Genomic DNA, 23,081 nt, shown 5'->3' on the forward strand with positions numbered 1-23,081 from the left:
AATGAAATCATTTCCTTTTATCTCTTTGAATCAAAGTCTGGTGCTCTTACGGGTATTTACTTGTTTGTTGTTTCTTGCACATGCCGTTGTTCGTATAACTGGTGGAACTATTGAACGGTTTGGGGGCTTTCTAAATGGTAGGGGCTTTGTGTATGGAACCGCTTTTGTTTGGGGAATTACTGCATTTGAAATAATAGGTGGACTATTGCTCCTTGCCGGATATTTCAGAAAATGGATTTCAATAGGATTTATTGTAATGCTGGCTATTGGCATTGTAATCATTCATGCAGAAAATGGCTGGTTTGTTGGTGAACATGGATCGGGAGGAATTGAATACAGTGCAATATTGATCGTTTGTTTTATTGTAATTGCGGCTGAGGATTCAAAAAGCAAGTTAAGCTGATAAGTGATTCTTTTTTAACATCGTCAATCTGATGTAGGTTATAACACTGTAAAAACACCAAAGCAAAATCAAATGTATTAATGCTAAGGGGTTGGCCCATAAGCTGGCGCCTGATTGTACTATTGATGAATAGATTTGAATAAAAGGTGTTGTAGGTAATAGTTTGGAAAGCCATTGAACAGTTAAGGGTAAGGATTCGAACGGCCAGGAGTACCCTGTGATCAGAAAAATCGGATAGGTAGAAAAGGCCATCATTTGCAGGCAGAGCAATTGTGATTTAAACAGAGATCCTATAAATTGAGCCATGGGAATAAGGGTAAGAATAAAGAGGATCAATAAAATACCCAATTCGAAACCATTGCCGCGCATAGGCAAATTAAGCAGGCTGTAGTTTACATTCAGAAAGAAAAAGGCATAAGCAGAAAATAGAAACAGGTAAAATAATCCTTTTCCCCACATGCCTATAGATATCCCTCCCTTTAGCCACTCGCCAATACGTAAATGTTGCCGCTCTCCGGCCACACTTTCAGATAAACCTATCAGTAAGGTTTGTTGTAAAATCAAGGCCAATAATCCAGGAAGCAGAAATGCACCATAGCTTGATCTTTCGTTAAACATCGGCCTGTAATCTAAATTCACGGGCATTACATTTTGCATGGCTATTGTGGAGCTCATACCTTCGCTTTTTTGGAAATATTGTAAGCGTACACCTGCTCCAATGGTAAGGCATATTTGCTGAACGTTCATTAAAATGTCGCTTGAGGGCAGGAACCGGGCTGCATTTACGGCAAGTACCACATTGCTCTGCTTTAAGGTTAGTAAATTTGATTCTGTACCTTTTGGAATATAAAAATATCCCTGACAGTTTCCACGGTACATTTGCTCTTTGGCTTCTTCCAGATTAGGGAAATGAATTAATTCAACAATAGGAGAGTTATCGATATTTTGTTGGAGCAACCTTGATAACCTTGAATGATCATCGTCAACAACAGCAAGCTTTACATTTTGCTCTTCTTTATTAATGTAGATGCTTCCATAAAAAAACGCATAAAGCAATGGCGCAATCAATAGGGTCAGGAGCAAGCTATGGTCCTTTGCTACAAGGGCCGCCTCTCTTAAAAAAAGCTTAATTATGGACTGTCCCGATTGCTTTTTCATCTGTACTGGTATTAAACTGACGTTGAAATAATAGAATTGCAGTTGGGAACATCACCGCGCAAAACAATAAAAGCTTATTTAAATCTGCCTGTGCATAATGTAACGGTAAATTCATGTAATAAACTTTAAAAAAAGCATCCAGAAATGGTGTGTAAGGCATAATGGTAGCGTAATATTGATCGTACCATGGCATGGCCCATCTTGGAAAGGTAAATCCACTAAAGACAAAGGCGGGAGAGGTATAAAATAAAGCGGTGTCTCCAGATAACATTACATCTTTAAATAAAGCCGAAATAAAGATCCCGATTCCAATGCATGCCAGCGAAAGTAATGTATAAATGACAAAGAACTTGCCGGTAGCAGCCGAAACTCCAATATCGAAAAAGGGAAATATCACAAAAGCAATAAATATAAAATTAACCCAGCTTACTACAAGGTGGGCAATGGTTTTAGCTGTAATTGCGGTTAAGGCCGAACCCTTTGATAAGGTATACAGCTCCTGCATGGTTTCCGTTTTCCACTCATAATTCAAGGCCAGCATACTGCTTATGATCAGTATCATTTGCATGCCCACGGTGATTAATCCAGGTACCAGATACTCCTGATAGTTGTAACTTGCATTATAGAGCTGGTAAGAATTCAGTTTAATGGGATTGGCAAGTGCCATAGCCTGATCGGCTTTCATCCCTGTTTTTATCAGCTTCTTTAAAATTACACCTGAACTCCCTGTAATTACAACTTCAGCTACGGCTTTGTACACCATTTTAGCGGGTACCAGAGAAGCCGCGTTAGTGTACAGCGTTACATTAACCGGGTGTCTGCTGTAAATGTCTTTCTGCATGTTTACAGGAAAATGTATGGCTCCCAGTATTTTGCCCTGCTGTATTAGTCTTTCCACCTCGGCCTCACTGCTAACCCTTCTTGTAATGTTTAACGCTTCCCTTTGTTCAAGTAAAAAAGTAAGTTGCCGGCTAACGGGACTTTGGTCGTCATCCCATACGGCAAATGACAAGTGTTTAGCTTCTTCTTTTTGGTAAATCACCCCGTAAAATGAAAACAGAAGCACAGGAACAACCAGCATAACCAGGTAAAACACCTTTAAGCTGAGAATCCGTTTCCATTCCCTAATAATGATATGGCCAAAACGATTCATTAAGGCAGAATTAATGATGCAGTCATGCCAGAACGTAACCCTTTTACCTGCGACTGGTTTTCGGGCTTAAGTTCTATGGTAAAGGTTCTAAGTTCAAACTGCCCTTTATCTTTTGATGGTACCCAATTTGCAAATTCCAGTGTCGGCGATATTGAGGTTACTTTTACAGGGAAGGTTTCGGGTTCGCATCCCGGTACTTTTACTGAGGCAACTGCTCCTAATTTCAGTAAATTGGCTTTGTCCTGTCTGATGTTGAACCGCAAAAGTGTGGAATTCTTTTTTTCAATGGTCATCATGGGATAGCCTATGGATACGACCTCACCCTGATGGGTAACCAGACTCGAAATAACTCCATCTGCAGGGGCATAAACCTTGGTGTTGTCACCAAGGGCCTTTGTGAGCTCATAGGCCTGTTCTGCCTGTTTTACAATGGCATCAGCAGTTTTAAGCAGCTCGGGTCTTGTTCCTTCTTTCAGCATTTTTAAGTTCAACTCAGCAGTTTCCATTTCTTTCTTAGCCGCCTGATATTTGAAATAGAAAACATCTTTCTCTTGCCCTGATATCACCTCAGCATTATACAAACGTTCCATGCGCTGATAGGTGGTGTTAAAAAGATTGTACTGTTCCTGGCTGATCTGATAAAGCTTAGAGGTTGCTTCAATTAGCTCTGGTCTGGCGCCGTGTGTTAATAACTCCTGTTGACCTTTAGCCGCATCAATAGCCGAAAGCGCCTGCGCTTTAATGGCATCTATTTCGTTTGAACGTAAGATGGCAACTAGCTGTCCGCTTTTTACTGTGTCTCCCTGCTCAACAAGCAGAGAATCCAATCTGCCTGGAAATTCTGCCGCTACATCAACACTCGAGGCGTCAACCATCCCAACAAAGTTGTCCTCATCTTCTTTGTTTCGGGATAAGAAGAAAAGTAAAGCAATAATTACTACCAAAATAGGAATGAGCAGTGCCCAATAGTTTTTTAGAATGTTTTTCATCACTTAATGTATTGCGTTATTTGCTGGGGTTTACCTAGACTGTTGAAATATTCTGCCGCGGCTAAATAGTACCCAAATACTGCGGTATGGTAGCCTTTCTCAATTTCTGTTTCTATTAATAAAGCATCATTTACGTCTTTTGGAGAGGAGAGCTGGTTTCTCATTCGTTCTGTAATCAGGCGGCTGGTGGTATGGGCATCTTTTCTTGCTTTATCTAAAGATGCTACCTCATTTTGAAGTGATTTCACCTTGTTTCTGGCAACGGTAGATAAAACTTGTATTCCCAGACTTGCGTTCTTCTATGCAAGTTTTGCTTCTTCTATCAGTTGTCTGGCTGCCAGGGTTCTTTTTCTTGTTTGCCCATTAAAAAGAGTCCATTGTAATTCTACACCAACAAACCAGTCGGGCATCAGCAGGGGCAGGTCTTTTTGATATAAATTATAATTTCCAATAGCAAAAATGTTAGGTAAAGAAAATGAATTGCTGATCTTTTCGGCTGTTTTAGCGTATGAGATCTTACTGCCAGCCATTTTATAGACGGGATTGGATTCCCAAAAATCGCCCTCAGGTTTAAACGGCTCAATGACTGCATACTTCAACGTATCTGTAATTATTATGGCGGAGTCTAACGGGACACCAAGTAGCTTGTTAAGTTCTATATAGGCATTTTGCTGTTCCAGCTTGATGTTATTGAAATGGCTTTCTGCCTGTGTTAGTATCACATTTGTCCAGCTTTTCTGATAAGGTGCAAGGATTTGGTTTTTCACCAGTTCCTGGGCATAATTGTTGTTTTTGGTTAGCGCATCTACCATTACCTGCTGCTTATTGAACAGGGTATTTAAATATAAAATGCGCAAATACTGGGCTGCAATTAAAAAATCGACTTCTTTATTTACCAGATCAACATTGATGTCTGCAGAATTTACAAGGGATTGAGCCAGGTTACCCGCAGCATCGAGTTTGTTTCCCAGGAAAATGGGTTGTCTTACACCTAAGCCGGCTACAAAATAAGACTGCTTACTTAAACTCGGATTATAGTCGGGATAAATGCTCCCGATAATATTTTTGGATGCATTATATATCCGGTCTTGAGCGGCTTGCGACAAATCATTACCTGTTACTTCTTTAAATACGTCATTTGCAGCATTAACACTTTGCTTTGAAGAACCTTCTACAATACCATCTTTTACGGTTTGTAGATTTACCGTTAATGGGCTGCTAAGGTATGTATAGCTGGACAGCAGGTCTACTTTGGGTAAGTAGCTTTTCTTCGCGGCCTGCAAATTATACTGACTGGATAACAGCGCAGATTTTGCTTGTCTGAGGGTCATGTTATGATCGCGGGCCAGATTAAAACATGCTTCAAGAGAGGTCGTTTGGCCGTTTGCTGTAACCACAAAAACTGCCAATATCTTAAGTAGTAAATACCATTTAAGATGGTTTGCTGGTTTGTTTCTCATCGATACACGTTAATGAGTACTATAATTTTAAACTTTACATGGCTTAGGTGTGAATAAAGCTGATCTTATCCTATCAACTCTCTCCAGGCTAATAAAGTTTTAAAAATTTACGTTAAATTTTCGATTAATGAAACTTGATAATGATAATTGGGGGTTAAAGTTTAACCCTGACGGCAAACCTTTGTCTGGAAAGCATTTGCTGGATTACCGACTGTCATCATTTTAACCTCCTCCCGGGTAATCCCCAATTCAAATAAGGACGGTTTTAACACGCCAAAGATGGTACTATAAGGAGTTAAGTTGCCATTTTTAAAAGCGTTGAAAGCAGCTTTGCCACCTTCTTCTGTAACCGCAAAACCATCATCATGTGAAATCAATACTTTATGTAACAAGCCTTCGCCTTTTAATCTGTAAATATGATTTCGATATTGAACAATGGAGTCTCTGTCCTCATTGATGCCATCTAAACTAATCCAGCAACCTTTTTTGGCCAGTTCAACATGGAAAAATCCTGTTGTGTCATTTTGAGCATGTACCCATATTAGCGCTTCTGGACTTACCCCCGATTTAATAAGGATTTCGACTTCCTGGCGCGCAGCGGCGCCATTTCCTGTATGTATGGCTATTTTTAAACCGCTTTTTAGATGGACAATTGCTGCGGCTTTAATTAGTTTTTCTTCAATAGGTTTCAGTGGTGCGCTATCTACTCCTAGTTTTATAAAACCAGGACGGACATCCGTTCCATCAATTCCATTCTCCCATTCTTTTAACCATCTGGCAGCTAATTCTTCACTGGTTTCAGTAAAGGCATGCCTGGGTAGGTATTTCTGTCCCACTGCGGCGTAATAACCTGTATTTGTGATAATATTAATGCCGCTGGCTTTTGAAAGTAATCTTAGTAATTTTACATTTCTGCCGATATGTGCAGGAGTACACTCAATAATGGTATTGACGCCAGATTTTTTGGCCGCTTTTAAATAAGGGAGCAATAGGTTTGCAGTTATTTCATTATCATATTCTGGACGCGTATCGGGTTCTGCACCTTTAAAATCGGTAACAATGTGTTCATGGGACAAGGTAAGACCCATTGAGTTTGTCTCAATTTTGCCATTCACAGTCATTACAGCGCCTTTTTCTGCTCCGGATGATTCAGCAGCAAGCGTTAGAAAATTTGGATATAAACTGATAAAACCTGCAAAACAAGAAAGAGATATAAACTGACGTCGCTCCATATACAAAAATAATTTAATTACCGGTATTTTTATTAGTATTTAGTATGTCTATGCTTTACCTATGGCTCAGGTATCGACACCTCTTCGAAGTAAATTATGATGCAATTTGAATTGTATCTGGTTTTATTGCATCTTTATTAAGCTGTTAAGCATCCCTTTTACTTTATTTAAGATATTATTAATTTGTTTTAATGACCAAACAAAAGACGATTTCCTGGCTTTTACTGAAATTAACAATGGTTTTTTTTGGTATAGCATTATTTGTGCCCTTAATAGGTGCAAAAACGTCTTCAACCCAAAATCCAATAACTGCTCAAACGGCTGTTAAAGCTGTTGATTTCCTAAATAGCATTGGCGTAAACTCAGCAATTTCGAAGCGGGGAGAATCTTTGGATAAGACCATCGAACTAATGAGGTATACAGGCATCAGATGGATTCGTGCAGGTTATGAAGGAGATATTCCAGAGGCAGATTTTATTATACTTCATAAAGAGACAGGTGTTAGATTTAGTTACGGCCTGTTAAGTGGCGGGACTGACATTAAAAGATTATTAGCGGGCGCCAGAAAGCTCGATGCAGTGGGAGCCCTGCTGGCTTTTGAAGGTTCTAACGAACCAAATAACTGGGGATTTAAATATAAAGGGACAGAGGGAGGAAAGAACTTAACCTGGCTGCCGGTTGCTCAATTACAAAAGGATTTATATGCCGCAGTTAAAAGTGACGAGACATTAAAAAAGTATCCGGTATGGGATGTTTGTGAAAATGGTGCACAAACTGATAATGTAGGATTGCAATTTCTTAACATACCAAAAGGGGCCGGTACGGTAATGCCTGATGGAACTAAATATGCTGATTTTGCAACATGTCATAATTATTTCTCACATCCTTCCCATCCGGGATTATACGATAACCAAACATGGAATGCCGCCGATCCGGGGCCACTGTGTAAAGTTGATGGACTCTATGGCAATTATGGGAAAACCTGGAGAGGAAAACATCAGGGATATACCGAAAATGAACTTTTAACATTACCACGGGTTACAACTGAAACAGGGGTAACACTTACTGATGAAATAACCGAGGAGAAGCAAGCCCGACTTTACCTGAACTTATACCTGTCGCAATTCAAAAGGAATTGGAGTTATACTGCTGTTTATTTATTGCGAGACAGGGTAGATGAGGCAGGTAATCAAACTTTCGGTTTTTATAAACCCGATTATAGCCCAAGGAAATCAGCGATATATTTACACAACTTAACTACAATTCTTGCCGATAAACCATTGAAGTTTAGCACAGGGAAATTAGCTTTCCAGATTATTGATCAACCTGAAACTGTGCATGCGCTGCTGCTTCAAAAAAGTAATGGCAGGTTTGAATTGGTAATTTGGGGAGAAAAAGCAAAAGGCGCTGAAGAAGTAGAAATAAAACTAAACAAGACCTATCCTTTGGTAAATGTTTACGATCCTACAAAAGGCACAGAGGCAGTTCAGGTTTTAAAGAACATAAGTTCAATTAAGCTTACAACGAGTGATCATCCTTTTGTTATTGAAATATAAAACAGATGTTTTTCTTATATTTATAAAGTAAAAAAACTTTCTTTGCTACTCTAATTATCCCAATTAATGAAGCGCTTCAAATTTTTTGTGCCTTTTATCCGCGAGAACGGAAAGATCATTTCCAGTTATATCTTTACTCTTTTTTTTATTGGTCTCGCTATTTGGTTTATTAAGCAGGAACGCGGCGAAATACATCACGTTAGGCAGTTGTTAATAACAGCAAAATGGTGGTGGTTAGGCGCAGGGATGTTATTGAGCATAGTTTACGTATTTATTCATGGAATGATGTACCGATCGTCATTTGCTGCGGTATCGAGCAAAATATCAATAGCAGATGGAACCATTCTTTTTTTAAAGCGAAACTTTGTGAGTGTCTTTTTGCCAGCAGGAGGGGTCTCATCGTTGGCCTTTTTTAGCACACCAATAGAAAGGAAAGGGGTAAGCCGATCGCAAATTAATTTTGCTTCGTCGATATATGGCTTTGTGGGCATTTTATCTGTACTGGTAATTGCTATACCTGTATTTGTTTATGGCGTTTTAGAAGGAACCTTAGGTCAGGGCGAATGGTTTGGCTTGTTAGCAGCCCTGCTGTTAATTGCTGGTGTTTATTTGTTGTACAGGTCGGTTATAAAAAAAGGAGTAGTTTATAAGCTCATTGTTAAATATCTTCCTACCGTTGAAGTATTTGCTGCGGAGTTTAGGAACAATAAGATTGAACGTAAACATTTTCTTTCAACATTCTTTTACAGTATGCTGATAGAAGTTGTTGGCATTGTTCACATCTATATTGCGATGGTTGCATTAGACATGAATCCGTCTTTAATTTTCGCTACCATTAGCTACGTAGTTGCTGTTGTGTTCTTGATTATCTCTCCTTTTTTAAGGGGGCTTGGTGCGGTAGAAGCCTCCATGGCTTTCATTTTGATCAGACTAGGTTATTCAAATGCAGCTGCGGTTTCAATTACATTACTGTACCGCTTTATGGAATTTTGGATTCCTCTGGTTCTTGGCGCCTTAAGCTTCCTCCTTAAAATTAATAAACTATTAATGAGAATTGTACCTGCCTTGCTACTGTTGCTGTTGGGTGTCATTAATATTGTTTCTGTACTTACTCCTGCAATCCACTCGAGGCTTGCATTTCTTAAAGATTTTCTTCCTATAGAAGCGATTAGGGTGTCCAATTACTTTGTGCTAGTTGCCGGATTGTTTCTGCTGGTTACAGCCGCATTTATGCTTAAAGGATTGCGTATGGCATGGTACTTTGCGGTTACCTTGTGTATACTTTCGTTGGTAGGGCACTTAACTAAAGCAATAGATTATGAAGAGGCGGGGTTTTCGATAATTGTGCTGGTTATTTTAATAGGATCAAGAAAAGAGTATTACATAAAACACAATTCCAGGTTAAGGTTTATTGGCATTCAAACCACCTTATTAAGTATCCTGGCCGTTTTGCTTTATGGTGTTATTGGATTCTATTTCCTTGATCAAAAACATTTTGATATCGACTTTAGCTGGCTGCAATCCATCAGGTACACTTTACAGAATTTTTTATTAGTTGGTAGCTCAGATTTGGTGCCACAAGATGCGTTCGCCAGAGGCTTCCTTTTTTCAATCAACATCAGTGGATTCCTGTCTATAGCCTTCTTAATTTATACACTGATCAGGCCATATATTTTGAAAATGGACACTTCCGAAGAGGAATTTGAAGCGGCTAAAGCTGATTTGGAAAAATATGGTAATTCAGCAATTGATTATTTCAAAACTTATAGAGATAAACTGATTTACACTACAGATGAATTTGAAGGATTTATTGCCTATCGGATAGCTGGTAATTTTGCTGTGGTATTGGAGCTTCCGGTTACCCCGCCAGAGAACAGACAGGGATTTATCAAATCGTTCGACAGATATTGTATCGAAAGCGGGATGAAAAGCCTTTATTACAGGGTGTCGGAAGAAAGCCTGCATGATTTTGTTTCGTTGGGGAAAAAGCGGCTTTTCCTGGGGCAGGAGGGCGTGGTTGATCTGACCACTTTTTCTTTAGAAGGGGGAAGCCGAAAGTCTATCAGGAATGCGCTAAAAAAGGTTTCGGATCAGGGATTCCATACAAAGATTTATAATGGTCCTATAAAAGATGGCTTGCTTCAAAAGCTAAAATCTGTATCCGACGAATGGCTTAAAGAAACAGAACGAGAAGAAATAGTGTTTTCGCAAGGCATATTTATATGGGATGAATTGAAAAATCAAACAATCATCACAGTAGAAAATACAGAAGAAAAGATCGTTGCCTTTCTAAATGTAATACCTGATTATGTAAAGGGCGAAGGAACTTATGATTTAATCAGAAAAACTGCCGATGCGCCTAACGGTATTATTGATTTTATTATGGTAGCCTTATTCAATCACCTTAAGGAACAGAATTATAGTGCAGTTAACCTGGGTTTTGCCCCTTTGTCGGGCCTTACAACACCGCATAATTTTACCGAGCGATCCATGAGATTTGCTTATGAAAAGATCCGGTCATTCTCTCATTATAAGGGACTGCGCGCATCAAAAGAGAAGTTCTCGCCGGTATGGCACAATAAGTATTTGATATATGATCAGGATTATGACCTTTTGCAGGTTCCAAATGTATTGACTAAAGTAATTAAACCTTAATTAATTAGAGTATATGAAAAGATGCGTTGCCTTATGTTTTATGCTAATCTGCTTGTGGATAACAAAGAGTGTAGCCGGCGAAATTGACTCTGTAACCTATAAGAAGTTTGGTTTAATTACCGTATATCATCCCACCGGCACACCAACCTCTGTTGCCTTATTCGTTTCAGGAGACGGCGGCTGGAAGAATGGGGTTATTAATATGGCAAAGAATATTGCCAATCAGGGAGCATTGGTGTTAGGTATTGATGGCAAACGTTATGGTAATTATTTATCAAAAGTATCTGCTCAATGCTTGTATCCGGCAGCGGATTTCGAAGAACTGAGTCTTTTTATCCAAAAGAAATACAAATTAACCAACTATCATAAGCCAGTGCTTCTCGGCTATTCATATGGGGCTGTATTGGTATACGGAATATTGGCGCAAGCTCCTGCTAATACATTTAAGGGAGCTATCGCTTTAGGCTTTTGCCCGGATATTAATATTAAAAAACCCCTGTGTAAGGGGGCCGGACTCACCCAGCATGTTTTAAAGCCAGGTGTTTCTTATTATCTGGAGGCTACAAAAACCCTAACCGCACCGTTTATTGTATTAAATGGAGTGAAAGATCAGACTTGTCCATTTGATGCTACTGCAGCTTTTTTAAAGGGTATGCCAATGACTGAACTTGTAACATTGACAAAAGTGGGACACGGATTTTCCATCGCTAATAACTGGCTTCCTGATTTTAATGTGGCATATAAAAAAGTATTGGCTGCCCCAGCCTTTAATGAGCAAAAATCTGCCTATGATTTCTTTAAAACTACACAACCAAAAGCCTATTCCGGTGAAATGCCACTAACACTGGTTCCATCTGGTAAAAAGAATAATCTGCCGTTGGTTTTTATGATCTCTGGTGATGGTGGATGGACCAGTTTTGATCAATCGCTAGCCGAATCAATGGCGTCAAAAGGACTATCGGTAATTGGGCTTGATGCACAAAAATATTTTTGGAATGCTAAAACACCAGAGGGCGTAACTGCAGATTTAATCAAGGCTATTGCCTACTACAAACAGGAGCTTGGAAAGGAAAAATTTGTGCTTGCGGGATACTCTTTTGGCGCTTCGGTTGTTCCGTTTCTTGCCAGCAGATTATCGGCTGGTTTGAAAAGCGATTTAAAAGCAGTTTTCTCACTTTCTCCTGATGTAACCGCCGATTTTGAAATTCATATAGCAGACATGCTTAGCATTGGAAGTTCGAATGATAAATATGATGTAATTGCTGAAATGAAAAAGATCAAATCATTAAAACCCATATGTATTTTTGGGACAGATGAAGATGCTGATGTTAAGGATAAATTTGAGAAAAATGGCATCAGGGTAACCACCATTCCCGGCACTCATCATTTTAATGATGATTATGCGGCCATTTCTTCTGTTCTCTTAAGGGAGTTAGCGGAGTAAGTTTTTTTCTTATTCACTGGCTGATTTGTTAACTTTAAAAAACACTAACTTATGATTATGAAATATTTTTCGCTGCTGTTGCTTTTCACTGCAATATCTTTCTCTGGCTTTACACAAAACAAGGATGCCATCCTTGGAAAATGGATTAATTCAACCGGCGAGGCTCACGTAGAAATCGCCAAAAAAGGAGATAAATACTTTGGTAAAATAGTTTGGCTCAAAGAAACAAAAGATGATAAAGGAATTGTTAAAACGGATTTGAAAAACCCTGATGCAGGCTTGAAATCAAGACCAATACTAGGATTGGAAATACTTAAGGATTTTGTTTTTGCAGGTAGTAAATGGACTGATGGGACTATATACGATCCTAAGTCCGGTAAAACCTATAGCTGCAATATGACACTTAAAGACAATGGTCAGCTAAACATGAGAGGATATGTAGGTATCTCTTTGATTGGCAGATCTGAAGTTTGGAAAAGAGTTAAATAATGAAAAAGCTAATCTGGTGCCTGATTTTTTTGCCCTTATTAGGGTATGGGCAAACCTATGAATTAACGCCCTTAACAGGAGGTACAAATACAAGCTTAAGGGGCATGTCTATTGTTTCTGATCATGTTGCCTGGGTAAGTGGCAGTAATGGCAGTATTGGGAAAACTATTGACGGAGGTGCAACCTGGCAGTGGATAATGCCTGCTGGGTATGAAACGCTCGATTTCAGAGATATTGAAGSCTTTGATNMGGATMGNNRRMCGTMRTTGTAAATGCGGGTGCCCCAGCGTTTATTTTACGCACAAAAGATGGCGGTAAAACATGGACTGAGCATTACAAGAATGTTGATTCTGCGATTTTTCTGGACGGCATGGACTTTTGGGATGGCCAAACAGGAATGACGTTTGGCGATCCGATCAAAAATAAGATGCAGCTGCTTAGAACAAGGGATGGTGGCGCATCATGGATCGATGTTTCAGATAATTTGAAAACAAATATGGCCCCGGGTGAAGCCAGCTTTGCTGCCAGTGGATCTACTATTAAAACAATGGGTAAGGGTAAAGTGTGGATTGCTACAGGTGGTGCGGTATCTAATATTTACTTTTCGAACAATTATGGGTACACCTGGAAGGTTTTTAAATGTCCTATTTTACAGGGAGAAAGTAGTACCSSRCCANWCTMYAWCNCSYTTTTTGMTNNKAWCAAAGGGGKTGTAGTTKGTGGGAATTATTTAAAAGATAAAGAGAATACCAACAATGTGTTGTTGACCAATGATGGGGGACAGAGCTGGAAGAAACCTTTAAAACCTGTAAGCGGTTTCCGTTCAGGGGTTACCTATGTAAATTCAAAGGTATTACTGGCAACGGGCACATCTGGCACTGATGTATCTAAAGATGGGGGACTGAATTGGCATAATATTTCCTCTTCAAGTTTCAACGTGGTTCAAAAAGCGAAAAAAGGTAAGCTTATTCTTTTAGCGGGAAACAAGGGAGAGATCTATAAGCTTACTATTGGGGCAAAATAATTCGAAATTAGATGATGATAAATAAAGTCCATCACATTGCAATAATATGCAGTGACTATGAGGCTTCTAAAGCATTTTACACTGATGTTTTAGGACTTACAATAATTAGAGAAGTATATAGAGCAGAGAGGTTGTCGTATAAGTTAGATCTGGAATTGAATGGAACTTATATCATAGAACTTTTCTCTTTCCCCGATCCGGTTAAACGTCCGTCAAGACCAGAAGCTGCAGGATTAAGACATCTTGCTTTTGAAGTTGATGATCTGGATAAGGTAGTAGGCATGCTTGATAGTAAGGGTGTAGAAGCGGAACCGATTCGTGTTGACGAGTTTACCGGTAAGCGTTTTACTTTTATTTCTGATCCTGACCAGCTCCCGATTGAATTTTATGAAAAATAATTTTTTTTACCTCTAATACAATAAATAGAATATTTAGGCGTCTATGTATATGAGAGCGTTAATTTAGATAGCGGGGATACGGCGGATTGCTGTATCCCCGTTTCTTTTTGCAGTAATTTTTCGTCTGATCTGGAATACGTTTTTGCTATTAAATAGCAAAGCCAGGTCATCCAACCTGGCTGCTTTTTAAACAAAACTTAGATCTAACCAAACATCTAATGATTCAGACAATGTAGAAATTGAACTGGACGTCAAGGGCGGATTCGAACCGCCGTCAAAGGTTTTGCAGACCCTCACCTAACCACTCGGCCACATGACTATGGGACAAATATAAATAAAGTCTAGTAAAATTGTAGACTTTATTTATATTTTTTTTTGAAACTTTATTTTTTTATCGTTTTGCCTACCCAAAATGGAATAAACCATACCATATTGGAAGACTCTTTTTGTAGGATAGAGGGCAAGAGATAAGTTATAGACGACTTTATTTAGCTTTAGAGGGCATTTCTTGCATCTCAATTTCACATAGGCATCTCATTTGATAAAGCCGTTCATTAATCTTTTAAAAAAATGGAAAATCAAATGATATTTGTTCGTATCGCTACCGTCGCTGATATAAAACATGTTGATGAAATAGTTAAAGAAACTGAATCTTCGGCAATTGCCCGGGGATCTGGGATCGCAAAGCGTAGTCCCGAATCTGTTGCCCAAAAGATAAAAGAAGGTAAAGCAGTTATTGCGGTAACCGGGCGTGGAGAATGGGTTGGGTTCTCTTATTTTGAGGTTTGGGAAAACAACTCTTTTGTTTCTAACTCCGGTTTAATTGTTGCCCCGACGTTCAGAAATGCAGGAGTAGCAAAGGCCATCAAAGACCGGATATTTAAAATTTCGAGAAGAATATATCCTGAGGCGAAGATATTCAGCATTACATCGGGAGCTGCAATTATGAAAATGAATGCTCAATTAGGTTTTGAGCCAGTAACCTTCGACCAAATCACACACGATGAACATTTTTGGGAGGGCTGTAAAAGCTGCGTTAACTATAATATTCTCGAGGGTAAAAAAAGATGCAATTGCTTATGTACGGCTATGCTATTTGATCCTCATAAGCAAAATTTTAATTCCTATGCGTTAACACCAGCCAGCGAAAAGTGTGAAATTACTCTTGATTGTATTGCTTGCCCGAAATTAAGCCTGGCCGTTGGCGCAGAAGGAACCAATGCCATTTGCAGTGCTTTAACAGATATTTTATGGTTTTCAGAATATACCTTTCCAATCGAATCCAATTTACCAGACCCTGTAAAAATGACTGTTACTAATGTAAATATGGATGCTCGGCAAAATTGTAATTCAAAAGAATGCCGATTCACGGTAAACATTGTTTATGATCATAGTTATACTGAAAAGGAGATTATAAATACAATTAGAAACCATACAAGATGTAGATTTACGGTAAGGCAGGATGTTTTTAACGTTTCTATTATAGATGATACGGTCTACGAACAGCAACTTGTCTTGAATAATTGTTAATATTGTTGAAATTATCAGCGATGCAAAACACCGTTTTAATAATAGACGACGAGAAAAAGATCTGTAGCCTGCTGGCGCGCATCATTGAACTGGAAGGCTTTAAGGTTTTTCAGGCAAATACAGGAAAAGAGGGCCTGAAAATTCTGGCTGCTCAGGATGTATATGTAGTGATTAGTGATGTAAAACTTCCTGATATTAATGGAGTTGAACTGGTAAAAGAGATCAAGAAAATAAAACCATATACCGAAGTGATCAATCTGACTGCTTTTGGGACAATACAAGATGGTGTAATGGCGATGCGCAATGGCGCTTTTGATTACATCACTAAAGGGGATGATAATGATAAAATCATCCCCCTTGTTTATAAGGCATTAGATAAAGCCAAACTCCAGTTTAGGATTAGTGAACTGGAAAATAAGGTAGCCAGAAAGTATGATTTTACTGCCATATTAGGGCAGTCTAAGGCTATTAAAGAAGCAATAGCGCTGTCAGAAAAGGTTGCCGGTACAGATACAACTGTTCTTTTGCTTGGAGAGACAGGTACAGGAAAAGAGGTGTTTGCACAAGCAATACATTATGAAAGTTTAAGGAAAATGAAACCTTTCGTTGCAGTAAACTGCAGCGGATTTAATCATGAACTTTTAGAAAGTGAATTGTTTGGTCATAAAGAAGGTGCGTTTACTGGAGCTGTAAGAGATAAAAAAGGTTTGTTGGAAGAAGCCAATGAAGGAACTTTGTTTCTGGATGAAATTGGTGAGATGAACCTGGATTTGCAAGCAAAATTGCTTCGTGTATTGGAAAATCAGACCTTTATAAAGGTAGGAGATACCCAAACCAGTAAAGTGAATGTCCGCATTATTGCTGCCACCAACAGAGATTTAAAAACGGAAGCAGAAAGTGGGAAGTTCAGGTTAGATCTTTATTACCGACTTTCGGTATTTTCCATTGAACTTCCGCCTTTATCTCAACGCAAATCAGATATCTTATTAATCGCCAAACATTACTTAAAAGAGTTTGCGAATAAAGTAAACAAGCAGGAACTTGTAATGGGGGATGATTTTGCTGAACTGCTTCTTAAGCATAATTGGAAAGGGAATATCAGAGAGCTAAAAAACGTAATTGAGCGTGTGGTTATTCTCGCCGATGGGAACTCAGTTACTGCAAATCTGTTACCTTACGAGTTTCATGCTTTAGAACAACAGATAGGGGAGACAGATCCTATGAAAATGGAGCTGGTTGAAAAACAGCATATTATTAAAGTATTAACTTATACCAAAGGAAACAAGACAGAGACTGCCCGTTTATTGGGTATAGGACTGACTACTTTATATCGAAAAATTGAAGAATATAAAATTTAGAGGCTCCCCAGAACCTAAGTCACTTCTTCAAAATGAAATTAATCATACCATTTTGATAGGGTAAATTCTATTCATATAAGGCCCAAAAAATATTTTATTGCTTATTTAAACGAATTGGAAGCATTTTATTGATGATTTATGACTAGGGCATTCCTTTTGAATTGCCGTGTTCAACATTTAATCATAAATACCGTCAATATGAACAAATTATATGACCAGGCCGTTGAACTACTGGAAAAACTAATTAAAATCCCTTCATTTAGTACCGAGGAAAAGCTAACCGCAGATTGTATTGAATCCTTCTTAAATGACCATGAAGTATTTACTATCCGTAAATACAATAACATCTGGTGTTACAATAAATACTTTGATCCTTCAAAGCCCATTATTTTATTGAATTCCCATCATGATACGGTGAAACCGAATGATCAATACACTAACGATCCTTTTGTACCACTGATTAAAGATGGAAGGCTATATGGCTTGGGCAGTAATGATGCAGGCGGGCCCTTGGTTTCCCTCATTTCCGCTTTCCTTTTTTTCTATGAAAGGAAAGACCTTCCTTTCAATCTATGTCTGGCCGCAACTGCAGAAGAAGAGAATTCTGGCAGGAAAGGGATTAAATCTATTCTGGATGATTTAATGCCCATTTCATTTGCAATTGTGGGAGAGCCTACGAATATGCAGATGGCGATTGCTGAAAAAGGCTCGATGGTATTGGACTGCGTTTCAACTGGTAGACCAGGGCACGCCGCAAGAGAAGAAGGAGATAATGCCATTTATAAAGCATTGAAGGACATTCATTGGTTTTCAAGCTATGTTTTTCCTATTGAATCTAATCTGCCAAATCCAGTGAAAATGACCGTTACCCAGATCAATGCGGGGATACAGCATAACATTGTTCCGGGCGAATGCAGCTTTACTGTTGATATCAGATTTGATCATAGTTATACAGAGAAGGAAATACTCAATACAATTAAAAATCATACCTTTTGTGATACCACGCTTCGCCCTAACGTACTCACACCATCAGCAATTGATCTGCTGCACCCCCTTGTAAGAACCGGTATTGCTATTGGCAGGAAAACATATATCTCTCCAACCAGCTCTGATCAAGGCTGGCTTGAAATGCCATCTGTTAAAATGGGGCCTGGAGATTCTGCCCGTTCTCATTCTGCTGATGAATACATTTATCTCGCAGAAATAAGTGATGGGATTACAATTTATATCAATCTCTTAGAATCTATATTCCCATATCTTGTTAATGATTCTAGCCTGGATAAGCAATTATACACCCCCGCATGAAAAGGCCATTCTAATTATAAAATGATACAAGAATAGACTTTTCATTTTGATAAAAACCCTTCCATTATGGAAGGGTTTTTATGTTGAATAATAAGGTGTTAAAATATTTTTATGTTTTATATTGCTGTAAACCAGTATTTTATGTGTTTGTGTTTAAGTGTGGTATATGAATTGGCTTATGCTTCTCACAAAATAAAAATATCATGCTTACAATCCTGCTTTTTTTAGCCCTGCTGATCCTCTGCTGGGTAGTTTACAAATCAATCGACTGGTTCGAAAAAATCTAAAATTATGACTGCATTATTTATTATCGCAATCGCCGTATTTATCTATATGATTTACGTGTTGATTAAACCTGAAAAATTTTAATTGTACATTATGAACACAGAATTACTTGGAATTGTTGCGACCTACCTGCTTACACTGGTCATCGCTATTCCGCTAGGCAAGTACCTGGCAAAGGTATTTGCCGGAGAAAAAGTTTGGACAGACTTTTTAAAACCTATTGAATCCGCAATCTATAAGCTTTCTGGTATTAACCCCAAAGAAGAAATGAATTGGAAGCAGCACATGAAAGCGCTGTTAACCATCAATCTTGTATGGCTTGTTTATGGCTTCTTTGTTTTGATGTATCAGGACAAGCTTCCATTGAATCCTGACGGAAACCCAGGAATGACACCGGATCTTTCCTTTAATACAATCATCAGTTTCGTAGTAAACTGTAACCTGCAACACTATTCAGGAGAATCGGGTGTAACTTATCTTACTCAGCATTTTGTAATGATGTTTCTTCAGTTTGTGAGTGCGGCTACAGGCCTAGCTGCTGCGGTAGTTTTCTTTAAAGCTTTCAGGGATAAAACAAGTACTAAACTTGGTAACTTCTGGGAGTTCTTTGTAAAATCTATTACGAGGTTATTACTGCCGTTGTCATTAGTAATGGCAACTATTCTTGCCTTTAACGGTTCACCAACAAGCTATGAGGCTAAAGATCAGTTTATTTCTGTTCAGGGAGATACTGTAAATGTTTCAAGAGGTCCTGCCGCTGCTTTTATTGCCATCAAACACTTAGGTACTAATGGTGGTGGATGGTTTGGAGCAAACTCTACCCATCCTTTGGAAAATCCGAATTACATTACCAATACAGTTGAATTGGTTGCACAGGTAATTATTCCTATTGCAATGGTGATCGCATTTGGTATTTTCATCAGACGTAAAAGACTTGCCTGGATGATCTTTGGGGTCATGACGATTGGCATGCTGCTGCTTTTGATCCCAACAGTTAGCTCTGAGCTTGGAGGAAATCCTGCCATTGCAAAAATGGGCATTTCGCAGGCTACCGGGGCCATGGAGGGCAAGGAAGTTCGTTTTGGTCCGGCCATAACCGGCTATTGGAGCACAGTGACCACTATTATATCTACCGGTTCGGTTAACGGGATGCATGACAGTACCATGCCATTAACAGGTGTATGGCAATTACTGGGCATGATGATCAACTCCTTTTATGGAGGTTGCGGTGTAGGCGTGCTGAATTATTTTATCTACCTGATCATTGCTGTATTTATTTCGGGATTGATGGTAGGAAGAACACCGGAGTTCCTTGGACATAAGGTAGAGGCAAGAGAGGTTAAGATTGCCGCATTGATCACATTGCTAAGTCCCTTTCTAATATTGGCAGGAACTGCAATAGCCAGTTATGTATTTACCAATCATGGTGAAGCTGCATGGGCAGTACAACCTAAGAACTGGTTAAACAATCCAGGCTTTCACGGTTTCTCGGAGATGCTGTACGAAATGACCTCATCCAATGCGAATAACGGTTCTGGTTTTGAAGGTCTTGGTGACAATAATGTTTTCTGGAACGTAGCTAGTGGCTTTGTACTATTCCTTGGCCGTTTCCTACCGATTATAGGCCCTGTTGCCATTGCAGGTTTACTGGGTTCTAAAAAATACATCCCGGAGTCTGCTGGTACCTTGAAAACAGATACTTTGACTTTCAGTCTGATGACTTTTGCAGTGATCATTGTACTGAATGCACTTTCTTACTTCCCTGCCCTGGCTTTAGGCCCATTGGCAGAATACTTTACCATGCTTAAATAGATTATAATGAAACACTCATCTAATAAATTATTTGAACCTGCATTGGTGCAAACTGCACTGAAACAGTCCTTCATCAAACTTGACCCCAGAGTAATGGTTCGCAATCCGGTCATGTTTACCGTAGAGATCGGTACCGTAATCATGGCTTACGTAACTATATACTCCATGAGTAATGCAGGCCAGGGATCACCACTATATAATTTTTTTATCTTTTTAATATTACTGCTTACTGTTCTTTTTGCAAATTTTGCTGAAGCCATTGCCGAAGCCAGAGGAAAAGCACAAGCTGATAGTTTAAGGAAAACTCGTGAAGAAACACCCGCTAAAGTAATTCTGGCAAATGGAAAGATCGAGATCCGTTCATCAAACCAATTAAAAAAAGGAGACGTATTTTTCTGCGAGTCAGGAGATACCATTCCAACCGATGGAGAGATTATTGAAGGTATTGCTACCATTGATGAATCTGCTATTACAGGTGAGTCAGCTCCGGTAATCCGTGAATCGGGTGGCGATAAATCCTCTGTTACCGGGGGTACAAAAGTGCTTTCAGACCACATCAAAGTTCAGGTAAATACCCAGCCAGGCGAAAGTTTTCTGGATAAAATGATTGCCCTTGTTGAAGGTGCATCTAGACAAAAAACACCGAATGAGATTGCATTGACCATATTGCTTGCCAGCTTTACCCTGGTGTTCATTATTGTTTGCGTTACCTTAAAGCCATTTGCTGATTATGCAAATACCCCAATTACTATTGCTGCATTGATCTCATTGTTTGTTTGTTTGATTCCGACCACTATCGGTGGACTGCTGTCTGCAATTGGTATTGCCGGGATGGACAGGGCATTGCGCGCCAACGTAATTACCAAATCAGGTAAAGCCGTGGAAACAGCAGGCGATATTGACGTTTTATTACTGGACAAAACAGGTACCATTACTATCGGTAACCGTAAGGCAACTAATTTCTACCCTACTTCGGGGATGGATAAGAAGCAATTCATTGATGCCTGTATGTTAAGTTCTCTTGCAGATGAAACCCCTGAAGGTAAATCTATCATAGAGCTCGCAGTATTGCAAGATCATAAACTACTTACTGCACCTGAAGGATCCAAATTCATCAAATTTACTGCTGAAACCAGATCAAGTGGTTTGGACACCCCAGATGGAAAAAGAATCCGTAAAGGCGCATTTGATTCTATCCGTAACATTGTTTTAAAGGCTGGAAATCCATTTCCAATAGACATTGAAGAGCAGGTGAAAATTATTGCCAATAATGGTGGAACTCCGCTTGTTGTTTCTGAAAATGAAAAAGCACTTGGAGTAATTGAATTACAGGATATCATTAAACCAGGCATTAGTGAGCGTTTTGAGCGCCTGCGCAAAATGGGTGTAAAAACAGTAATGGTTACCGGAGACAATCCGCTTACCGCAAAATTCATAGCAGAGAAAGCTGGTGTAGATGATTTTATTGCTGAGGCTAAACCTGAGGATAAAATGAATTATATTAAAGAAGAACAAGCTTTAGGTAAACTGGTAGCCATGATGGGTGACGGGACCAATGATGCCCCTGCACTTGCACAAGCAGATGTTGGTGTGGCCATGAACAGCGGTACGCAGGCAGCTAAAGAAGCAGGTAACATGGTGGATCTGGATAATGATCCAACAAAGCTTATAGAGATTGTGGAAATCGGTAAACAATTGCTGATCACCCGTGGAACACTTACTACCTTCTCTATTGCAAATGATGTCGCGAAGTACTTTGCGATCGTACCTGCATTGTTTATTGCTTCGATCCCTGCATTACAGAGTTTAAATATTATGGGGCTGCATAGTCCGGAGAGTGCGATTTTATCAGCTGTAATTTTCAATGCAATCATTATTCCGATCCTGATCCCTCTAGCCTTAAAAGGTGTTGAATATAAACCAATCGGTGCAAGTGCATTGTTGCGTAGAAATCTACTGATCTATGGACTGGGCGGTGTGATAGCTCCTTTTATAGGTATCAAACTTATTGATATTGTAGTAGGCTTATTTGTTTAAAAAATAGAAATCATGAAAACCGCTGTATGATTTCATACAGCAACTTGAATATCATTAAATAAGAATCAAAAAATCATGAAAAAATATATCATACAATCCTTACGCTTAACACTAGTACTTATGGTATTACTGTGCGTTATCTATCCGCTGATTGTTGCTTTTGCCGGTGGCTTTTCAAAAGGAAATGGCGGAGGCGAAAAGATCAGCAAAAACGGCAAAGTTGTGGGCTATGCCTTAATTGGCCAGTCTTTTACCAAACCTGAATATTTCTGGGGAAGACCTTCAGCGGTTGGTTATAATGCAGCAGGTTCTGCCGGGTCCAATAAAGGGCCTTCAAATCCTGATTACCTAAAAGAGGTTTCCAGCAGAATCGACACTTTGCTAAAATACAACCCATCTTTGAAAAAGGCCGATATTCCAGCCGATATGGTCACTGCTTCAGGTAGTGGTTTAGATCCAAACATTTCCGAACAGGGTGCCATTATCCAGATCAAAAGAATTGCAGCTTATCGTAAAATAGATGAAAAGACAGTAGCTGAACTGGTAGTTAAAAATACTCAGGGACCATTGTTAGGACTGTTTGGTCCTTCATCGGTAAATGTACTTAAGCTTAACCTTGCCCTGGATGAGCTAAAAAAATAAATCCTACGACTCTCCTTTCCAAACTGCTACCTGATCCATAATGCGTTTGCCAAACCCTGGATCAGGTAGCTGCGGGGGAAGTTATGTCCTGAATTTTAATCCAAATTATGACAAAAACAATGTAACAGAGCCATCTCGGATCATCGCCCAT

General features: G+C 39.2%; 19 protein-coding genes, 1 tRNA gene and 1 pseudogene. 14 read left to right on the forward strand and 7 right to left on the reverse strand.

Annotated elements, in window-relative coordinates; all coding sequences use genetic code 11:
* Position 1 precedes the first annotated feature (1 nt).
* Positions 2-403, forward strand: a complete 402-nt coding sequence (locus N824_RS07075; protein WP_048904422.1) for a DoxX family protein — start codon at positions 2-4, stop codon at positions 401-403.
* Here the strand turns inward: N824_RS07075 and N824_RS07080 are convergent.
* The 6 genes from N824_RS07080 to N824_RS07100 form a co-directional block, all read right to left on the reverse strand.
* Positions 395-1,561, reverse strand: coding sequence for an ABC transporter permease (locus tag N824_RS07080; RefSeq protein ID WP_048904423.1), 1,167 nt, complete (start codon positions 1,559-1,561; stop codon positions 395-397). The two genes, N824_RS07075 and N824_RS07080, sit on opposite strands and share 9 nt — an antisense overlap.
* Positions 1,530-2,714: an ABC transporter permease gene (locus N824_RS07085; protein ID WP_048904424.1), complete on the reverse strand. Its 1,185-nt coding sequence runs from the start codon at positions 2,712-2,714 to the stop codon at positions 1,530-1,532. Before N824_RS07085 ends, N824_RS07080 begins: the two co-directional genes overlap by 32 nt.
* Positions 2,714-3,703, reverse strand: coding sequence for an HlyD family secretion protein (locus N824_RS07090; protein ID WP_048904425.1), 990 nt, complete (start codon positions 3,701-3,703; stop codon positions 2,714-2,716). The genes N824_RS07085 and N824_RS07090 overlap by 1 nt, the downstream gene beginning before the upstream one ends.
* Positions 3,703-3,951: a hypothetical protein gene (locus N824_RS34065; protein WP_235207016.1), complete on the reverse strand. Its 249-nt coding sequence runs from the start codon at positions 3,949-3,951 to the stop codon at positions 3,703-3,705. The genes N824_RS07090 and N824_RS34065 overlap by 1 nt, the downstream gene beginning before the upstream one ends.
* A 51-nt stretch (positions 3,952-4,002) precedes the next feature.
* Positions 4,003-5,163 (reverse strand): TolC family protein, encoded by a 1,161-nt coding sequence (locus N824_RS07095; protein ID WP_235207017.1) that lies wholly within the window; start codon positions 5,161-5,163, stop codon positions 4,003-4,005.
* A 161-nt stretch (positions 5,164-5,324) separates the two neighbouring features.
* Positions 5,325-6,395 carry a phosphotriesterase gene (locus N824_RS07100; RefSeq protein WP_048904426.1) on the reverse strand — a complete coding sequence of 357 codons (1,071 nt, stop codon included), beginning with the start codon at positions 6,393-6,395 and terminating at the stop codon, positions 5,325-5,327.
* A 191-nt stretch (positions 6,396-6,586) separates the two neighbouring features.
* Here N824_RS07100 and N824_RS07105 point away from each other — a divergent pair, with 191 nt between their 5' ends.
* From N824_RS07105 to N824_RS07130, 6 genes and pseudogenes are all read left to right on the forward strand, one after another.
* On the forward strand, positions 6,587-7,951 hold the full coding sequence (locus N824_RS07105) for a hypothetical protein (protein ID WP_200869828.1): 1,365 nt from the start codon (positions 6,587-6,589) through the stop codon (positions 7,949-7,951).
* A gap of 66 nt (positions 7,952-8,017) precedes the next feature.
* Positions 8,018-10,606, forward strand: a complete 2,589-nt coding sequence (locus tag N824_RS07110; protein WP_048904427.1) for a phosphatidylglycerol lysyltransferase domain-containing protein — start codon at positions 8,018-8,020, stop codon at positions 10,604-10,606.
* Positions 10,607-10,619: 13 nt separating this feature from the next.
* Positions 10,620-12,050 carry an AcvB/VirJ family lysyl-phosphatidylglycerol hydrolase gene (locus N824_RS07115; RefSeq protein WP_048904428.1) on the forward strand — a complete coding sequence of 477 codons (1,431 nt, stop codon included), beginning with the start codon at positions 10,620-10,622 and terminating at the stop codon, positions 12,048-12,050.
* Positions 12,051-12,107: 57 nt separating this feature from the next.
* Positions 12,108-12,539: a DUF2147 domain-containing protein gene (locus tag N824_RS07120; protein WP_048904429.1), complete on the forward strand. Its 432-nt coding sequence runs from the start codon at positions 12,108-12,110 to the stop codon at positions 12,537-12,539.
* A 292-nt stretch (positions 12,540-12,831) separates the two neighbouring features.
* Positions 12,832-13,563 (forward strand): annotated as a pseudogene (locus tag N824_RS07125) (WD40/YVTN/BNR-like repeat-containing protein).
* Positions 13,564-13,574: 11 nt separating this feature from the next.
* On the forward strand, positions 13,575-13,961 hold the full coding sequence (locus N824_RS07130) for a VOC family protein (protein WP_373419280.1): 387 nt from the start codon (positions 13,575-13,577) through the stop codon (positions 13,959-13,961).
* A gap of 245 nt (positions 13,962-14,206) precedes the next feature.
* Here N824_RS07130 and N824_RS07135 read toward each other — a convergent pair.
* Positions 14,207-14,280: transfer RNA gene (locus N824_RS07135), tRNA-Cys, on the reverse strand.
* A gap of 251 nt (positions 14,281-14,531) precedes the next feature.
* On the opposite strand from N824_RS07135, the gene N824_RS32965 reads away from it, so the two are divergent.
* The 7 genes from N824_RS32965 to N824_RS07165 all read left to right on the forward strand — a co-directional run bounded on the left by N824_RS32965 (position 14,532) and on the right by N824_RS07165 (position 22,930).
* Positions 14,532-15,491 carry a hypothetical protein gene (locus tag N824_RS32965; RefSeq protein WP_200869829.1) on the forward strand — a complete coding sequence of 320 codons (960 nt, stop codon included), beginning with the start codon at positions 14,532-14,534 and terminating at the stop codon, positions 15,489-15,491.
* A gap of 20 nt (positions 15,492-15,511) precedes the next feature.
* The gene (locus N824_RS07145) at positions 15,512-16,849 is read left to right on the forward strand and encodes a sigma-54 dependent transcriptional regulator (protein ID WP_048904430.1); all 1,338 of its coding nucleotides are present in this window, start codon (positions 15,512-15,514) and stop codon (positions 16,847-16,849) included.
* Between the two features lie 198 nt (positions 16,850-17,047).
* Positions 17,048-18,154 (forward strand): M20/M25/M40 family metallo-hydrolase, encoded by a 1,107-nt coding sequence (locus tag N824_RS07150; protein ID WP_048904431.1) that lies wholly within the window; start codon positions 17,048-17,050, stop codon positions 18,152-18,154.
* Between the two features lie 291 nt (positions 18,155-18,445).
* The gene (locus N824_RS28905; RefSeq protein WP_084498241.1) at positions 18,446-18,523 is read left to right on the forward strand and encodes a potassium-transporting ATPase subunit F; all 78 of its coding nucleotides are present in this window, start codon (positions 18,446-18,448) and stop codon (positions 18,521-18,523) included.
* Positions 18,524-18,532: 9 nt separating this feature from the next.
* Entirely contained in the window at positions 18,533-20,251 is a 1,719-nt protein-coding gene (gene kdpA, locus N824_RS07155) for a potassium-transporting ATPase subunit KdpA (protein ID WP_048904432.1), read from the forward strand.
* A 6-nt stretch (positions 20,252-20,257) separates the two neighbouring features.
* Positions 20,258-22,288 (forward strand): potassium-transporting ATPase subunit KdpB, encoded by a 2,031-nt coding sequence (gene kdpB / locus N824_RS07160; protein WP_048904433.1) that lies wholly within the window; start codon positions 20,258-20,260, stop codon positions 22,286-22,288.
* A 75-nt stretch (positions 22,289-22,363) separates the two neighbouring features.
* Positions 22,364-22,930 (forward strand): K(+)-transporting ATPase subunit C, encoded by a 567-nt coding sequence (locus N824_RS07165; RefSeq protein ID WP_048904434.1) that lies wholly within the window; start codon positions 22,364-22,366, stop codon positions 22,928-22,930.
* Positions 22,931-23,081: the final 151 nt, after the last annotated feature.

Source organism: Pedobacter sp. V48 (assembly GCF_000523515.1).
In the GTDB taxonomy this organism is placed as follows: Bacteria; Bacteroidota; Bacteroidia; order Sphingobacteriales; family Sphingobacteriaceae; genus Pedobacter.

Excerpts from the sequence above, each read along its gene's own strand:
- N824_RS32965 (WP_200869829.1), top strand. The coding sequence starts at position 14,532 with ATGGAAAATCAAATGATATTTGTTCGTATCGCTACCGTCGCTGATATA.
- N824_RS07095 (WP_235207017.1), bottom strand. The coding sequence starts at position 5,163 with ATGAGAAACAAACCAGCAAACCATCTTAAATGGTATTTACTACTTAAG.
- N824_RS07085 (WP_048904424.1), bottom strand. The coding sequence starts at position 2,714 with ATGAATCGTTTTGGCCATATCATTATTAGGGAATGGAAACGGATTCTC.
- N824_RS07090 (WP_048904425.1), bottom strand. The coding sequence starts at position 3,703 with ATGAAAAACATTCTAAAAAACTATTGGGCACTGCTCATTCCTATTTTG.
- N824_RS07130 (WP_373419280.1), top strand. The coding sequence starts at position 13,575 with ATGATGATAAATAAAGTCCATCACATTGCAATAATATGCAGTGACTAT.
- N824_RS07165 (WP_048904434.1), top strand. The coding sequence starts at position 22,364 with ATGAAAAAATATATCATACAATCCTTACGCTTAACACTAGTACTTATG.
- N824_RS07150 (WP_048904431.1), top strand. The coding sequence starts at position 17,048 with ATGAACAAATTATATGACCAGGCCGTTGAACTACTGGAAAAACTAATT.
- N824_RS07080 (WP_048904423.1), bottom strand. The coding sequence starts at position 1,561 with ATGAAAAAGCAATCGGGACAGTCCATAATTAAGCTTTTTTTAAGAGAG.
- N824_RS07120 (WP_048904429.1), top strand. The coding sequence starts at position 12,108 with ATGAAATATTTTTCGCTGCTGTTGCTTTTCACTGCAATATCTTTCTCT.
- N824_RS07075 (WP_048904422.1), top strand. The coding sequence starts at position 2 with ATGAAATCATTTCCTTTTATCTCTTTGAATCAAAGTCTGGTGCTCTTA.
- N824_RS07110 (WP_048904427.1), top strand. The coding sequence starts at position 8,018 with ATGAAGCGCTTCAAATTTTTTGTGCCTTTTATCCGCGAGAACGGAAAG.
- N824_RS07115 (WP_048904428.1), top strand. The coding sequence starts at position 10,620 with ATGAAAAGATGCGTTGCCTTATGTTTTATGCTAATCTGCTTGTGGATA.
- N824_RS07105 (WP_200869828.1), top strand. The coding sequence starts at position 6,587 with ATGACCAAACAAAAGACGATTTCCTGGCTTTTACTGAAATTAACAATG.
- kdpB (WP_048904433.1), top strand. The coding sequence starts at position 20,258 with ATGAAACACTCATCTAATAAATTATTTGAACCTGCATTGGTGCAAACT.
- kdpA (WP_048904432.1), top strand. The coding sequence starts at position 18,533 with ATGAACACAGAATTACTTGGAATTGTTGCGACCTACCTGCTTACACTG.
- N824_RS07100 (WP_048904426.1), bottom strand. The coding sequence starts at position 6,395 with ATGGAGCGACGTCAGTTTATATCTCTTTCTTGTTTTGCAGGTTTTATC.
- N824_RS07145 (WP_048904430.1), top strand. The coding sequence starts at position 15,512 with ATGCAAAACACCGTTTTAATAATAGACGACGAGAAAAAGATCTGTAGC.
- N824_RS28905 (WP_084498241.1), top strand. The coding sequence starts at position 18,446 with ATGACTGCATTATTTATTATCGCAATCGCCGTATTTATCTATATGATT.